Here is a 14,461-nt window from a genome sequence, read left to right as displayed (position 1 = left end):
GATCGCCTAGCGACGGCCGCGGCTCATCTCGACGCCCAAATCCTGGATCTTCTTGCGCAGCGTGTTGCGGTTCAGGCCGAGGATCTCTGCCGCCCGCACCTGGTTGCCGCGGGTGGCCGACAGGGTCAGCTGGATCAGCGGACGCTCGACCTCCTGCAGAACCCGGTCGTAGAGACCCGCCGCCGGCACGCCGTCGGGCTGCTCGGCGAAGTGCGAGGCCAGATGGCGCTCGACCAGAGCCGCCAGCGTGACCGGACCTTCGTCGGCGCGCGGCGCCGGGGCATGGTCCTGCAGTTCGCGATCGACGATGCGGGCGGTGATAAGCTCCTCCGCATAGAGGGCGCACATGCGGCGGATCAGGTTCTCCAGCTCGCGCACGTTGCCCGGCCAGGAGTGGCTCTTCATCCGATCAAGCGCGCTCTGGTCGATGGTCTTGGCCGGAAGGCCCTCGCGGTTGGCGCGCAGCAGGAAGGTGCGAGCCAGGTCCGGAATGTCCTCGGCGCGGTCGCGCAGCGGCGGCAGGCGCACCGGGGCGACGTTGAGGCGGAAGAACAGGTCTTCGCGGAACAGGCCCTGTTGGATCAGGCCGCGCAGGTCCCGGTTGGTGGCCGCGATGATCCGCACGTTCGGGCGGCGGCCGGTCTTGGGGTTGATCACCGGCTCGGTGCCGTCGATCACGCGCAGCAGGCGGGTCTGGGCGTCGAGCGGCATGTCGCCGATCTCGTCCAGGAACAGGGTGCCGCCGTCGGCCTCGACGAGGCGGCCGTTGTCGCCCTCGCCGCGCCCGAAGAGCTCTGCCTCGACCCGTTCGCGCGGCACGGCGGCCAGGTTGATGACCACGAACTTGCCGTCGCGGCGGCGACCCAGGTCGTGCAGCGCCCGGGCGACCAGCTCCTTGCCCGTGCCGCTCTCGCCCAGGATCAGGACGGTGAGATCCGCACCGACCAGGCGGGCGATGGTGCGATAGACCTCCTGCATCGGCGCCGAACGGCCGATAAGCGGCAGGCGCTCGTCGCGCATGGCGCGGGCCTGGGCCTTGGAGGCTTCGGCGTCGGCCGGACGCGACAGGGCGCGGCGGGCCGCAGCCGTCACGTCGTCGAGGTCGAAGGGCTTGGAGACGTACTCGAAGGCCCCGGCGTCAGCGGCGTTGACCGCGGTCAGCAGGGTGTTCTGCGCGCTCATCACGATGATCGGCAGCTTGGGGCGTTCCTTGCGGATGCGCGGCAGCACGTCGAACACGTTCTCGTCGGGCATCATCACGTCGGTGACGACCAGATCACCCTCGCCGTCGCTGACCCACTTGAGCAGGGTCGTGGCGTTGCCGGTGGCCCTGACCTGGTATCCGAGACGGGTGAAGGCCTGGCTGAGCACCAGACGGACTGAAGAGTCGTCGTCGGCGATCAGAATCTTCTTGTTTGCGGCGTTCATGTACTCACGCGTCTCCCAAGGAAGGCTCAGGCGCCACAGGCAGCAACACGCGGAAAACGGTGCGGCCGGGCTCGGATTCGAAATCGATCAGGCCCCCATGGGCCGTCACAAGCTTGGTGACCAAGGCCAGGCCAAGGCCGGTGCCATTGGCCTTGGTGGTCACGAAGGGCTGGAACAGGTGCTCGCGCAGGCTCTGCGGAACGCCGGGGCCGTTGTCCTGCACCCGGATCTCGATCGGGGCGCTGGAGGCCGACTTGCCGTCGGCGCCGCGCACCCGGACGCCAGGGCGCCAGGCGGTATGGATGGTCAGCTCCCCCTGGCCGTCGCCGCGCATGTGGGCGGCTTCGGAGGCGTTCTTCACCAGGTTCAGGAAGATCTGGATCAACTGGTCCTCGTCGCCCCAGACCGGCGGCAGCGAGGGGTCGTAGTGGTCGCGCAGGCGCAGGCCGTCGGCGACGCCGTTGGCGACCAGGGCCCGCACGCGATCCAGCACCTGGTGGATGTTGACCGCCTCGCGCGGGGTCGGGGCCTGCTCGGAGAAGGCCTCCATACGGTCGACGAGGCGACGGATGCGGTCGGTCTCGTCGACGATCAGCTGGGCCAGCGGCTGGTCGGCGGCGCTGGCGCCGGTCTTCAGCAACTGGGCCGCGCCGCGGATCCCGGCCAGCGGGTTCTTGATCTCGTGGGCCAGCATGCGGCCAAGGCCGACGACCGAGCGCAGGCCCGCCTGGTCGGCGGCGCGCTCGACGCCAAGCGCGCCCTTGACGTGCAGGGTCAGCAGCACCGAACCGTCGCCCAGCGGCACGGCGGCGCCGTCGGCCTCGAACGGCGGCTGGCCGAACAGGTTGACCTCGACCCCATGCTCGCGGACCAGAGCGCCCTCGAACACGGCGCGATCCATCAGCGAGACGAGCACAGAACCGGGAGGCAAGGCGGCGCGGAAACGGCCACGAGCCAACAGGGACAGGCCATGACCGAACAGGGCCTCGGCGGCCTCGTTGACAGCCACCAGACCGCCTTCGCGGTCGACCACCAGGGCCGGCTCGGGACTGAGCTCAAAGGCGGCGGCCTTCAGGGCGTCCAGCGCGGAGCCGGACAGGACGCGGGCGCGGTCGGTCATGCAGCGATCCTCCCGCCGACGAGCCAGAGGTCGGCCAGGGCGATTTCCAGGGCGGCCGGATCTTCGATCCGGCAAAGGGTGGCGCGTGCGACCCGGCGGGCCTCGGCGCTTTCGGGCCAGGGCGCGGCCTCGATGTACGAGGCCAGGTGCTTGCGGAACATCTTCAGCCCCAGGCGCTCGCCGTAGAAGGCCAGGCTGCGGCGGAAATGGGTGAGCGCGATGGCCAGGCGCTCCTCGGCTTCGGGCTCGAGGAATGCGCGGCCGTCCAGGGCGGCCTCGATGGCCTGGGCGATCCAGGGCCGGCCATAGACGCCACGACCGATCATGACGCCGTCGGCGCCGGACTGCTTAAGCGCGCGGCGAGCGCTGTCAGCATCGATGATGTCGCCATTGACCAGCACAGGCACCGACACCGCCTGCTTGACCGGCGCGACGGCGGCCCAGTCGGCCTCGCCCTTGTAGAACTGGCAGCGGGTGCGGCCATGGACGGTGATGGCGCGGGCGCCGGCAGCCTCGGCGCGAGCGGCGATTTCCGGGGCGTTGCGGCTGGCGTCGTCCCAGCCCAGGCGCATCTTGACGGTGACCGGCACGTCGACGGCCTCGACGGCGGCTGCGACCAGGGCCTCGGCCAGGTCGGGTTCGCGCATCAGGGCCGAGCCGGAAGCGGCGCCGGCGGTGACTTCCTTGGCCGGGCAGCCGAAGTTCAGGTCGATGATCTCGGCCCCGGCTTCAGCCGCCAGGCGGGCGCCCTGCGCCATGAACTCCGGATCGCGGCCGACGAGCTGTACGACCATCAGCGGCAGGCCTTCGCCGACCGCCGCACGGCGGACGACGTCTGGCCGGCCCTTCGCGAACTCCGCGCAGGCGACCATTTCGGTGGCCACGTATGACGCGCCTAGGCGCGTGGCCGTTTCTCTGAACGGGAGGTCGGATACGCCGGTCATAGGCGCAATCCATACCCGCCCGGGCACCGTGACGGCGCCGACTGCGAGCTGCTTGCTCATTTTATGATCATCCCCACCGCTGTGTTTTTAGGCACATTGTGCAGCGCAGTAAAGCCCTCCGTTGGCTGGACATGTCCGACGACAACGTTAGACACGGGCCATGACCTTCTCAGCCGTCATCGTCGCCGCGGGCAGCGGCACCAGGGCCGGACCCGGCCAGGCCAAGCAGTGGCGCGATCTGGCCGGAAAACCCGTGCTCCGCTGGTCAGTAGAGGCCCTGCTGTCCAGCGGCGCCGCTGATCTCGCAATCGTGACCGACCCGAGCATGCAGGACATGCTGGGCGAAACCTTGGCCGGCCTCGAAGGCTGGCGGTTCGCGGCTGGCGGCGCTACCCGCGCCCAGTCGGTGCAGTCGGGCCTGGCGGCCCTCGCCCATCGTCCGGCGAACGAGCCCGTGCTGGTGCACGACGCCGCCCGCCCCTTCCTGACCAAGGCCGTGGTCGATGGCGTTCTGGCCGCGCTGGAGGGCGCCGACGGCGTCGTCCCGGCCCTGCCAGTGGCCGACACCCTCAAGCGCGCCGGCGAGTCGGGCGCGACCACGACCTCGCGCGACGGCCTCTGGCGGGCCCAGACGCCGCAGGCCTTCCGTCGCGACCGCCTGCTGGCCGCCTACGCCGCCTGGGCCGGCCAGAGCGAGCCCACCGACGACGCCCAGGTGGTCGAGGCCGACGGCGGCAAGGTCGCCATCTCGGCGGGCGATCCCTTGCTGACCAAGCTGACCTATCCGGAGGACTTCGCCATGGCCGAACGGCTGGCGGGCGCGGCCCGCATCACCCGCATCGGCCAGGGATTCGACGCCCACCGCTGGGGTCCCGGCGAGTCGGTTTGGCTGTGCGGCGTCGAGATCGCCCACGACGAGACCCTGATCGGCCACTCGGACGCCGACGCCGGCCTACACGCCCTGACCGACGCCGTGCTCGGCGCGATCGGCGACGGCGACATCGGCGACCACTTCCCGCCGACCGATCCGCAATGGAAGGGCGCGGCCTCGGACAAGTTCCTGATCCACGCGGTCGACCTGGTGCGCCGACGCGGCGGCCGACTGATCAACGTCGACGTGACGCTGATCTGCGAGCGCCCCAAGATCAAGCCGCACCGCGAGGCCATGCGCGCCCGTCTGGCCGAGATCCTTGATCTGCCGCTGGACCGCGTCAGCGTGAAGGCGACCACGACCGAGAAGATGGGCTTCACCGGCCGCGGCGAAGGCCTGGCCGCCCAGGCCGTGGCGACGGTGGAGACGCCGCTCTAGTCTGACGTCAAAGGAGTCGCGGCATGTTTCCCATCGACATCGAAACCCTCGCCCGGCTGCTGATCGACGAGGCGCGCGAGAAGAAGCTGCGCCTGGCGACGGTGGAAAGCTGCACGGGCGGGCTGGTGGCCGGCTCGATCTGCGCGATCTCCGGCGCGTCGGACGTCTTCGAGCGCGGCTTCGTCACCTACACCAACCGCGCCAAGAGCGAGCAGGTCGGGGTGCCTGGCGACCTGATCGCCGACCATGGCGCAGTCTCAGAACCGGTGGCGCGGATGATGGCCGAAGGCGGCCTCGCCAACAGCAACGCCCATGTCGCCGTGGCGATCACCGGGATAGCCGGCCCGGGCGGCGGCACGCCGATGAAGCCCGTGGGCACCGTCCACTTCGCCGTAGCCCGCGCCAACCGCTCGGTCGCCCATCGTCACGAGCACTTCGAGGGGCTGCCCCGCGAGGGCGTGCAACTGGCGGCGATCCGGACGGCGCTGGAGATGCTGCGCGAGGCGGTGGCCAGCTGATGCCCGACAGCGCGCCCTCCGACTGGCGGCGGTTCGTCGGCGCGGGCTTCTCGCGCTCGGCCCTGGCGGCGGCCGCGCGGCGAAGGAGCGAGTTGCGGCACGCGGTGCGGGTCTCGGCGGCGGTCGTGGCGGCCTACGCCCTGGCGACCCTGCTTCGGCTGCCCCAGGGCTACTGGGCGGTGTTCACGGCGGTGATCGTCGTGCAGTCGAGCCTGGGCGCGACCATCACCGCCTCGATCGAGCGGTTCATGGGCACGGTGGTCGGCGCCGCCGTAGGGGCCGGCGCGGCCTGGCTGCACACCCGCCATCCCGAATGGGGCGGCGTGATCCTGGCGGCTTCCGCCGCTTCCCTCGCTTTCCTCGCGGCGGTGCGGCCGGCCTTCAAGGTCGCCCCGGTGACAGCGGTAATCATGCTGATCGGCACCACCACGCATATGGACCCGCTTACGGCGGCCTTCCTGCGGGTGGCCGAGATCACCGTCGGCAGCCTGGTGGGCGTGGCCGCGACCCTGCTGATCTTCCCGGCCCGCGCACACGAATCGGTGGTCGAAAGCAGCCAGAAAGCGGCCGGCCTGCTGGCCGATCTTCTGTCTCACTACGCCGCCAAGCTGGAAGGCAAGCCCAGCGAGCTGGATCCGCGCGCTCACTACGACGATACGCTGAAGGCCCTGGCCAAGCTGCAGACGGCGATGACCGAGGCCGATCGCGAGACGGCCAGCAAGCTGTCGGATCGTTCGGTGTCCGACGCCCTGCCCCGTACGCTGTGGAGACTGCGCAACGACTGCGTGATGATCGGCCGGGCGCTGCGCGAGCCCCTGCCCGCCCCGGCCCTGGCCCCGCCAAGCGCGGCCATGCTGGCGGCCTCGTCGGCCTATCTGCGCGCGGTCGCCCAGAGTCTTTCAGGCGCGGCCAAGCCTGACCGCCTGGCCTTCGCCCAGGGGCACAAGAGCTTCCAGGACGCCATCGAGGGCATGCGCGACGTCGGCGCCACGCGCGAGCTGGCCTTCGACGATGCGGCGCGGACCTTCGGCCTGGTGTTCGCGGTCGAGAACCTCTTCGCCAACCTGGGCGATTTCGCAGACCGGGTCGAGGAAACGGCCAGCAAGCGGGATTGAGCAGGAAGCGCCGCCCTCCTGCCCCCTCTTCGCTTTCCTGGGCCCTGTGCCCAGGACCCATACCTCAGCCCGCCAAGATGGTGCTGAACGCGCTCGGACCAGCGACGCCGCACAAGCTGAACGATGGATCCTGGGCACAGGGCCCAGGAAAGCAGGCTAGTATGCAGATTGGGAGACGGGCGGGAACCGCCCCCCCCTTACCGCTCCGTACCGTAGAGCAGCGCCGCGCGGGCCTCGAAACAGGCGATCAGCTTATCGACCGCACGGTCCATATTGGCCGCCAGCATGGTGTCGAGCAGCTTGGCCTTGAAGGCGAAGTCGATGACGAAATCGATGGTCGCGCCATCGGGATGTTCCGAGAACCGCCACTGGTTCGACAGGCGCTTGAACGGCCCGTAGAGCAGGTTGACGGTTACGCTGAGATCCGAGCGGTCCCGACGGACGCGAGTGGCGAACTTCTCGCGCAGGAACGAGAAGCCGACCTGCGCCTCGGCGTCGAGGCTGCTGACCTCGCCGCTCTCGTGGGCGTTCCAGGTCCGCATGCCCGTGATCCACGGCACGAAGGACGGATAGGCCTCGACGTCGCCGACGAGCGTGAAGAGTTGCTCGGGCGCGTAAGGCAGCACCCGGGTGACGACGTGGCGGTGCAAGGGATCAGCCGGCTTTGGCGTCCAGGGCCCGGCGCGCCGCCTGCAGCTTGGCGAAGTCCTCGCCGGCATGGTGCGACGAGCGGGTCAGCGGACTGGACGAGACCATCAGGAAGCCCTTGGCCCGGGCGATCGCCTCATAGGCCTTGAACTCTTCCGGGGTCACGAAGCGGTCGATGGCCGCGTGCTTACGGGTGGGCTGCAGGTACTGGCCGATGGTGATGAAGTCGACGCCGGCCGAACGCATGTCGTCCATGACCTGCATGACCTCTTCCTTGGTCTCGCCCAGGCCGACCATCAGGCCGGACTTGGTGAACTGGGAAGGATCGCGCTCCTTCACCCGCTCCAGCAGGCGCAGCGAGTTGTAGTAGCGGGCGCCTGGGCGGATCTTCAGATAGAGCCGCGGCACGGTCTCGAGGTTGTGGTTGAAGACGTCCGGACGGGCGTCGATGACCACGTTCTCGGCCCGGTCCTTGCGCAGGAAGTCGGGGGTGAGGATCTCGATGGTGGTCTTGGGGGCCGCCGCGCGGATGGCGGTGACCACCTCGGCGAAGTGGCGGGCGCCGCCGTCGATCAGGTCGTCGCGGTCCACCGAGGTGATGACCACGTGGTTCAGGCCCATCTTGGCGACGGCCTCGGCCACGCGGCGCGGCTCGTCGGGATCAAGCTGGGTCGGAAGGCCCGTGGTGACGTTGCAGAAAGCGCAGGCGCGGGTGCAGATCTCGCCCATGATCATCATGGTCGCGTGCTTCTGGCTCCAGCACTCGCCGATGTTCGGGCAGGCCGCCTCTTCGCAGACCGTGGTGAGCTTGTGCTCGCGCACGATGCCCTTGGTCTCGTTGTATTGGCCCGAGCCCGGGGCGCGCACGCGCAGCCACTCGGGTTTACGCAGGACCGGCGTATCCGGGCGATTCTGCTTTTCGGGGTGGCGAACGGCGCGATCCTCGGGACCGCGGGCCTTCAGCGTGTCGATCAACGTGACCATGTGGGCCTAGATCGGCCTTCTTGGCCTCCGGATCAAGCTCTCGATCTTGCATGCGGCGCAAAGGCGCGAAATGAGTGGCGTATATGCGTCGCTTCGCTCTCGTTCTGCTGCTCGCCCTGCCCCTTTTCGCCTGCGGCGAGCAAGGATCGCGCGCGCCTTTCGCCGACAGCCGGACCCCGCCGGGTCTCGAGCGCCGCTTCCTGCCGCCCGCCGGCTGGGCCTGGGGCTATGTCCAGGTCGGCGAGGATAGAATCCAGCGCTACGGCGTCTCGGCCCCGCATGGCGCGGCGACCAGCCAGGTGCTGATCCTGACCGACTACGGCGAGAGCGCCGAAACCTGGTTCGAGACGGCCCGCGACCTCAACGCCAAGGGCGTAGTCGTCTGGATCCTGGAGCGCCAGGGCCAGGGCGGATCCGAGCGTCTGGCCGGCAGGCGCGATCGCGGCCATGTCGAAAGCTACGCGCCCGACGTCACCGCGACCAAGGCGATGGTCAAGGTGGTGATCCGCCCCGACGGGCGCCTGCCGCTGACCGTGCTGGGCCAGGGCCAGGGCGGCCTGGTGGCCCTGCGCGCCATCGAGGAAGGCCTGATGGTCGACGCACTGGTCCTGTCGGCCCCGGTCTTCGAGCTGTCGTCCCTGCCCCGCCCCAAGGGCCAGCTGATCCAGGCGGCGCAGTGGGCCCGGCGGCTCCGGCTGTCGTCGCAGCCCTGGCCCGGCGCGGCCGACTGGCGGCGCGATGCTCCCGACGATCGCGCCCTGGGCCTGACCAGCGATCGCGAGCGCGGCGCGGTGAACCACGCCTGGCAGACCGCCAATCCCGACTTGCGGATGGGCGCGCCGAGCCTTGGCCAGTACGCGGCCTTCTACGACGTGCTGGACGTGACGGCCCGCGACCTTTCCCGCGTGAAGACCCCGGTCGTCCTGCTGGCCGGCGATGCGGACACCGTCACCCCTGCCTTCGCCCAGCAAGCGGTCTGCAAGGCCCTGGCCGACTGCCGCGAGACTCGCCTGGCCGGCGGACGTCATGCGCTGCACCTGGAACGGGATTCGGTGCGCGGCCCCTGGCTGGAGGCTGTGCTGGCGACCGTGCGCGGCGCCGGCCGCTTAAAGCCCGCGACGCCTTGAGCCACAAGGGCCGACGCACCATCTAAAAAACGCGGTTCGCTCACGAAACGTGACCGATCTTTGCAAACCGCGCCTGGGCCGCTAGGGTCCCGTCTCAATCGAACGAGGGCGGAACCACCGTCTTTGTGGGAGGTTTCGCCGGCATGCCGGTTGTTTACAAAGCTGAAGACGGCCAGAAGGCGCTCTTCGACGCCCTTATCGACGCCAAGGACAAGTTCGGAGCGAAGAAGCCGATCCTGGAAGACCAGGACCGCAACCCGCTCAGCTACACCGACCTGATCCGGGCGAGCTTCGCCCTGGGCCGCAAGGTCGCGGCCATGACCAAGCCCGGCGAGCACGTCGGCGTGCTGCTGCCGTCCGGCGTCGGCGCGGTCGTGGTGTTCTTCGCCCTGCACGCCTTCGGCCGCGTGCCGACCATGCTGAACTTCACGGCGGGCCTGCGGAACATCAAGGCGGCGGTGAAACTGGCCAACGTCAAGCACGTGCTGACGGCCCACAAGTTCATCGAACTAGGCAAGCTGCACGACGTGGTCGACGCGATCGACGACCTGGCCAAGGTCGTCTACCTGGAGGATGTGCGAAAGACGATCGGCCTGGCCGACAAGCTGTTCGCCGCCGCCGCCGGGGCCTTCCCGCGCCAGTTCCGCGCCCCCGCCAAGCCCTCGGACAAGGGCGTGGTGCTGTTCACCTCGGGCAGCTTCGGCGCGCCGCGCGGCGTGGTGCTGAGCCAGGCCAATCTCGTTTCCAACGCCGCCCAGATCGCCGCGCACATCCCGCTGGATCCCAACTGGGTGATGTTCAACCCGCTGCCGGTGTTCCACTGCTTTGGCCTGACCGGCGGTGTGATCCTGCCGCTGCTGCAGGGCATGAAGGCGTTCGAGTACCCCTCGCCGCTGCACACCAAGCAGATCCCGCCGCTGATCAAGGACGCCAAGGCCTCGCTGCTCTTGGCCACCGACACCTTCGTCAACCAGTACGCCCGCGCCTCCGAGACCGACGAGTTGGGCGGCCTGCAGTTCATCGTCTGCGGCGCCGAGAAGGTGCGCGACGAGACCCACGCCCTGATCAAGGAACGCTTCGGCGACGTGCCGGTGCTGGAAGGCTACGGCGCCACCGAGGCCTCGCCGGTGATCGCGGTCAACAAGCCCACCGACAACCGCCCGGGCACCGTGGGCGGCCTGCTGCCGGGCATGGAGACCCGTATCGAGCCCGTCGAGGGCATCACCGAAGGCGGTCGCTTCTTCGTGCGCGGCCCCAACATCATGTCCGGCTACCTGCGCGAGGACGGCGGCGTCGACGCCCCGGAGGATGGCTGGCACGATACCGGCGACGTGGTCACCATGACCGACGACCAGTGGATCACCATCAAGGGCCGGGTGAAGCGCTTCGCCAAGATCGGCGGCGAGATGGTGTCGCTGACCGCCGCCGAGGACCTGGCCGTGGCCGTGTGGCCGACCGCCCGCCACGCCGTGATCTCGATGCCCGACAAGAAGAAGGGCGAGCGTCTGGTGCTGGTCACCGACTGCCAGAGCGCCGACGCTGCGCCGCTGGTGGCTCACGCCCAGTCGATCGGCGCACCGGAACTGGCCGTGCCGCGCAAGATCCTCAAGGTCACCCAGGTGCCCGTGCTGGGCAGCGGCAAGACCGACTACGTCGCCATCCAGCGCATGGCCGAGGCCGCGGCCTGACGAACCCGCGCCCGCGCGCCGCGTTGCAGTAGAGCTTACGGTCGCCGCCCGAAGGCGGCGGCCGGTTCCTCGAACGACAGCGAACGGGAGACACGCTTGGAACGACTGATCGTATGGACGCCGCGGGTGCTGAGCCTGCTGCGGGTGATCGCCGCCCTGCTCTTCATGGAGCACGGCCTGATGAAGCTGTTCCATTTCCCTGCCCCGCAGCCCGGCGCGCCCGATCCGCTGCCGCCCATGTTGCTGGCGGCGGCGTGGCTCGAGGTGATCGGTGGCGGCCTCCTGGTGCTGGGGCTCTTCACCCGGCCCGTGGCCTTCATCCTGTCGGGCCAGATGGCCGTGGCCTACTTCCTCGCCCACGCCAGCCAGGGCTTCTGGCCGGCCCTGAACGGCGGCGAGGCCGCGATCCTGTTCTGCTTCGTCTTTCTGTACCTGGTGTTCGCCGGGCCGGGGGAGTGGAGCGTGGATGCGCAGGTGCGGAAGCGGCCGTAGCGGCTTCCTTCTCCCAGAGGGAGAAGGTGGCGGCGTAGCCGTCGGATGAGGGGTTAGGGACGATCGACGGCGTGCCGGCACGCCGGCCAGCGGCGTAACCCCTCACCCTCCCAGGCTTCGCCTGGGTCCCTCCCTCTCCCTCTGGGAGAGGGTTCTAAAAATCCAACTCCATGCGCGCGCCGGTCACGTGCACGCCGTAGTCGCGGTCGCCGCCGGCGAGAGGCGTGGCGTCCTGGTACGAGAGGTAGGCGTAGTTGACGTTGAAGCGCAGGTACTCGACCGGCTGCCAGATCAAGGCGGCGATCCAGGCGTCCTGCCGCCCGCCGACGATCGCGCCGTCGTTGAGGTCGAGGTAGTCGTAGCGGGCGTTGACCTGCACCGCGCCGAGACCGCCGCCGCCCAAGGGCTTGCGTGGCTTGGCGCGATCGAAGATGCCGCCCTTGTAGCCGCGGGTGTCGTCGGTCAGGAACCAGCCGAGCTCGGCATAGCCGCCGAAGAACTCCGCGTCAGGGCCCGTAGCGATGTCGCTGCGCAGCCAGTGGGTCTCGGCCGCGCCGTGCAGGCGGCCGCGCACGAAGGCGGCCTCCAGCCCGTAGTGGGCCTCGTCCTTGACGTCGAGGGTCGAGGTTCCGATCAGGCGGGTGTTGCTGGTGTGGACGAACGGCCGCTGGCGGTAGCGCGTACCGGCGTCGCCGACCCGCTTGAGGTCGCGCCAGTGGGCCGAGCCGCCGAAGTGCAGCTGCATGTCGCCAAGCTTGGGCGCATAGACCAGCCGCCCGTCGAGGCCGTAGCTGTTGTTCTCGTCGCCGCCGGTCTCGCCGTCGCTGTCGTTGGAAAGCGCGGTGATGTCGTCGGCGAACAGGCCCGCCTGCAGCAGCCAGGCGGCCTTCTCGTACTGGGCGGCGATCCCCAGGCGGCGCTCGAAGTTGAAGGCGTCGGTGAAGGCCGCGCGCTCCATGACCGAGCCGGAGGTGTCGCCGGTCAGTTCGTCCAGCGACTGGAACTGGTTCTGGTTGCCGATCGACAGCAGCAGGCCGCCGTTCTTGTAGGTGACGAAGGTGTCGACCAGGTCGACGCTATTGTCGGACAGCTCCAGCTCCAGCTTGTAGCCGATGCCGGCGCCCAGCCCCCCTTCCCCGCCCAGGCGGATACGGCGCATCTCGGCGGCGTAGCCCAGGCCGCGATCGGTCGAACCGTCGGGACGGCCGACATAGCCGACGTCGGTCTGGATCCGCCCCTTGGCCTTGAAGCTGCGACCGCCGCTGCTGGTGAACTGGGGCGAGCCCTTCCAGGCGATTTCGGTCGTCGCGGGAGCCTTCGACGGCGCGGCCGCGGCGATCGTCGCCGGCTGGGGCGTAGCTGCAATGGCCGGCGCCGCCGTGCGCTGCGGCGCGCCCGTAGCGGCGTCGAGCTTCTGCTCCATCAGCTGGATCTGGGCCTTCAGGGCCGAAATCTGGGCGCGCATGGCGGCTGCCTCGTCGGCGCTGATGGCGCCGTCCTGGGCGAAGGCCGGCGTGGCGAGGCCAAGGGCGCTGGTGGCCAGCAGGGGCAGGACGGATCGGCGCACGGCGTTGCTCCGGACATGAAAAGGCCCGTCCGGAGGGTGCTCCGAACGGGCCTTCCTAATGCGACACTTCAACGACAGTTTCGCGACAGTCGCCGCGAAAATCGTTCGATGACGGATTAAATGTGCAGGACGCGGCCGTAGGCGTCGAGCGAGGCTTCGTGCATGGCTTCCGACATGGTCGGGTGAGCGTAGACGATGCCGTGCAGGTCTTCTTCGGTCGCCTCGAGGGTGATCGCGGTGACGAAGCCCTGGATCATTTCGGTCACTTCGTGGCCGATCATGTGGGCGCCGATCAGCGCGCCGGTCTTGCCGTCGAACACCGTCTTGACGAAGCCTTCGGTCTCGCCGGCGGCAACGGCCTTGCCGTTGACCTTGAACGGGAAGCGGCCGGCCTTGACCTCGATGCCGGCCGCCTTGGCGGCGGCTTCGGTGTAGCCCACCGAGGCGACCTGCGGGTTGGCGTAGGTGCAGCCCGGGATCGGCGAATGGACGTTCGGGGTCTTGTAGCCGGCGATGTGCTCGGCCGCGTGGATGCCTTCGTGGCTGGCCTTGTGGGCGAGCCAGGGGGCGCCGGCGACGTCGCCGATGGCGTAGAGGCCCGGGACGTTGGTCTTGCAGTGCTTGTCGGTGACCACGTGGCCGCGGTCGAGCGTCAGGCCGACCGACTCGACACCTTCCGTGTTCGGAACGATGCCGATGGCGACGATGCACTTCTCGGCGGTCAGTTGCTCGGCCTTGCCGCCGACCTCGACCGAGACCGACACGCCGGTGGCGGTCTTGTCGATCTTGGTGACCTTGGCGCCGATGCGGAACTTGATGCCGCGCTTCTCGAAGGCCTTCTGGGCGGCCTTGGAGACTTCGGCGTCCTCGACCGGCATGATGCGGTCGACGGCTTCGACGACGGTCACTTCGGCGCCGAGGGCGCGGTAGAAGCTGGCGAACTCGATGCCGATGGCGCCCGAGCCGATGACGACCAGCGACTTGGGCATCGACTTCGGCGCCAGGGCGTCGCGGTAGGTCCAGACCTTGTCGCCGTCGGAAACGGCGCCGATAGCCGGGATGTTGCGGGCGCGAGCGCCGCTGGCCAGGATGACGTTCTTGGCCTGGACCGTGCGGCTGCCGCCGGCCTTCAGCGCGATCACGACCTTCGGAGCGGGCGCGCCCTTCTCGAGCTTGGCCTCGCCCTCGATGACCTCGATCTTGTGCTTCTTCATCAGGAAGGCGATGCCGCCCGACATGGTCTTGGCGACGCCGCGCGAGCGCTCGATGATCTTGGTGAAGTCGAACGAAGGCTTCTCGACGGCCAGGCCGTAGCTGTCGAGGTGCGACAGCTGTTCGAAGATCTCGCCGGACTTCAGCAGCGCCTTGGTGGGGATGCAGCCCCAGTTCAGGCAGATGCCGCCCAGGTTCTCACGCTCGACGATCGCCGTCTTCAGGCCCAGCTGGCTGGCGCGGATGGCGGCGACGTAGCCGCCCGGACCGGCGCCGATGACGACGACATCGAATTCCGTGGACATAGTG

Annotated in this window: 13 protein-coding genes; 6 read left to right on the top strand and 7 right to left on the bottom strand. The window is 69.3% G+C overall.

What is annotated here, in order from left to right:
- Positions 1 to 6: 6 nt before the first annotated feature.
- Genes ACODR1_RS16265 through dusB form a run of 3 tightly spaced genes read right to left on the bottom strand, consistent with a single transcriptional unit; the run spans position 7 to position 3,552 of the window.
- Positions 7 to 1,428 carry a sigma 54-interacting transcriptional regulator gene (locus ACODR1_RS16265; protein WP_058348895.1) on the bottom strand — a complete coding sequence of 474 codons (1,422 nt, stop codon included), beginning with the start codon at positions 1,426 to 1,428 and terminating at the stop codon, positions 7 to 9.
- A gap of 4 nt (positions 1,429 to 1,432) precedes the next feature.
- Positions 1,433 to 2,548, bottom strand: coding sequence for a two-component system sensor histidine kinase NtrB (locus ACODR1_RS16260; protein WP_488881377.1), 1,116 nt, complete (start codon positions 2,546 to 2,548; stop codon positions 1,433 to 1,435).
- A complete protein-coding gene (gene dusB, locus ACODR1_RS16255) occupies positions 2,545 to 3,552 on the bottom strand; it encodes a tRNA dihydrouridine synthase DusB (protein ID WP_488881376.1) in 1,008 nt (335 codons plus the stop codon). The genes ACODR1_RS16260 and dusB overlap by 4 nt, the downstream gene beginning before the upstream one ends.
- A gap of 100 nt (positions 3,553 to 3,652) precedes the next feature.
- Here dusB and ACODR1_RS16250 point away from each other — a divergent pair, with 100 nt between their 5' ends.
- The 3 genes from ACODR1_RS16250 to ACODR1_RS16240 are packed head-to-tail and all read left to right on the top strand — an operon-like array spanning position 3,653 to position 6,434.
- A complete protein-coding gene (locus ACODR1_RS16250; protein ID WP_488881375.1) occupies positions 3,653 to 4,801 on the top strand; it encodes a bifunctional 2-C-methyl-D-erythritol 4-phosphate cytidylyltransferase/2-C-methyl-D-erythritol 2,4-cyclodiphosphate synthase in 1,149 nt (382 codons plus the stop codon).
- A gap of 23 nt (positions 4,802 to 4,824) precedes the next feature.
- On the top strand, positions 4,825 to 5,319 hold the full coding sequence (locus ACODR1_RS16245) for a CinA family protein (protein ID WP_488881374.1): 495 nt from the start codon (positions 4,825 to 4,827) through the stop codon (positions 5,317 to 5,319).
- Positions 5,319 to 6,434, top strand: a complete 1,116-nt coding sequence (locus ACODR1_RS16240) for an FUSC family protein (RefSeq protein WP_488881373.1) — start codon at positions 5,319 to 5,321, stop codon at positions 6,432 to 6,434. Before ACODR1_RS16245 ends, ACODR1_RS16240 begins: the two co-directional genes overlap by 1 nt.
- 197 nt (positions 6,435 to 6,631) lie before the next feature.
- Here the strand turns inward: ACODR1_RS16240 and ACODR1_RS16235 are convergent, their stop codons facing one another.
- Positions 6,632 to 7,084: a type II toxin-antitoxin system RatA family toxin gene (locus tag ACODR1_RS16235; RefSeq protein WP_488881372.1), complete on the bottom strand. Its 453-nt coding sequence runs from the start codon at positions 7,082 to 7,084 to the stop codon at positions 6,632 to 6,634.
- A 4-nt stretch (positions 7,085 to 7,088) separates the two neighbouring features.
- Complete coding sequence (gene lipA, locus ACODR1_RS16230; protein ID WP_101717885.1) at positions 7,089 to 8,066, bottom strand: lipoyl synthase; 978 nt, start codon at positions 8,064 to 8,066, stop codon at positions 7,089 to 7,091.
- Between the two features lie 83 nt (positions 8,067 to 8,149).
- On the opposite strand from lipA, the gene ACODR1_RS16225 reads away from it, so the two are divergent.
- From ACODR1_RS16225 to ACODR1_RS16215, 3 genes are all read left to right on the top strand, one after another.
- On the top strand, positions 8,150 to 9,193 hold the full coding sequence (locus ACODR1_RS16225; protein WP_488881371.1) for an alpha/beta fold hydrolase: 1,044 nt from the start codon (positions 8,150 to 8,152) through the stop codon (positions 9,191 to 9,193).
- Between the two features lie 143 nt (positions 9,194 to 9,336).
- Positions 9,337 to 10,881, top strand: a complete 1,545-nt coding sequence (locus ACODR1_RS16220; protein ID WP_488881370.1) for an AMP-binding protein — start codon at positions 9,337 to 9,339, stop codon at positions 10,879 to 10,881.
- Positions 10,882 to 10,977: 96 nt separating this feature from the next.
- Positions 10,978 to 11,373: a DoxX family protein gene (locus ACODR1_RS16215; RefSeq protein WP_488881369.1), complete on the top strand. Its 396-nt coding sequence runs from the start codon at positions 10,978 to 10,980 to the stop codon at positions 11,371 to 11,373.
- 154 nt (positions 11,374 to 11,527) lie between these two features.
- On the opposite strand, the gene ACODR1_RS16210 is transcribed toward ACODR1_RS16215, so the two are convergent.
- Together ACODR1_RS16210 and lpdA are read right to left on the bottom strand one after the other, a co-directional pair.
- Positions 11,528 to 12,940 (bottom strand): OprO/OprP family phosphate-selective porin, encoded by a 1,413-nt coding sequence (locus ACODR1_RS16210; protein WP_488881368.1) that lies wholly within the window; start codon positions 12,938 to 12,940, stop codon positions 11,528 to 11,530.
- A gap of 116 nt (positions 12,941 to 13,056) precedes the next feature.
- Positions 13,057 to 14,457 (bottom strand): dihydrolipoyl dehydrogenase, encoded by a 1,401-nt coding sequence (gene lpdA, locus ACODR1_RS16205; protein ID WP_488881367.1) that lies wholly within the window; start codon positions 14,455 to 14,457, stop codon positions 13,057 to 13,059.
- Between the last annotated feature and the right edge of the window lie 4 nt (positions 14,458 to 14,461).

It is taken from the genome of Caulobacter sp. FG7 (genome assembly GCF_057808875.1).
The sequence above is the reverse complement of the archived record's forward strand: the minus strand, read 5'-3'. Positions and strand labels throughout refer to the sequence as shown.

Bases quoted from the DNA above. Each gene is read 5' to 3' on its own strand.
- ACODR1_RS16250 (WP_488881375.1), top strand. From the start codon at position 3,653: ATGACCTTCTCAGCCGTCATCGTCGCCGCGGGCAGCGGCACCAGGGCC.
- lpdA (WP_488881367.1), bottom strand. From the start codon at position 14,457: ATGTCCACGGAATTCGATGTCGTCGTCATCGGCGCCGGTCCGGGCGGC.
- dusB (WP_488881376.1), bottom strand. From the start codon at position 3,552: ATGAGCAAGCAGCTCGCAGTCGGCGCCGTCACGGTGCCCGGGCGGGTA.
- ACODR1_RS16225 (WP_488881371.1), top strand. From the start codon at position 8,150: ATGCGTCGCTTCGCTCTCGTTCTGCTGCTCGCCCTGCCCCTTTTCGCC.
- ACODR1_RS16240 (WP_488881373.1), top strand. From the start codon at position 5,319: ATGCCCGACAGCGCGCCCTCCGACTGGCGGCGGTTCGTCGGCGCGGGC.
- ACODR1_RS16220 (WP_488881370.1), top strand. From the start codon at position 9,337: ATGCCGGTTGTTTACAAAGCTGAAGACGGCCAGAAGGCGCTCTTCGAC.
- ACODR1_RS16245 (WP_488881374.1), top strand. From the start codon at position 4,825: ATGTTTCCCATCGACATCGAAACCCTCGCCCGGCTGCTGATCGACGAG.
- ACODR1_RS16260 (WP_488881377.1), bottom strand. From the start codon at position 2,548: ATGACCGACCGCGCCCGCGTCCTGTCCGGCTCCGCGCTGGACGCCCTG.
- ACODR1_RS16265 (WP_058348895.1), bottom strand. From the start codon at position 1,428: ATGAACGCCGCAAACAAGAAGATTCTGATCGCCGACGACGACTCTTCA.
- lipA (WP_101717885.1), bottom strand. From the start codon at position 8,066: ATGGTCACGTTGATCGACACGCTGAAGGCCCGCGGTCCCGAGGATCGC.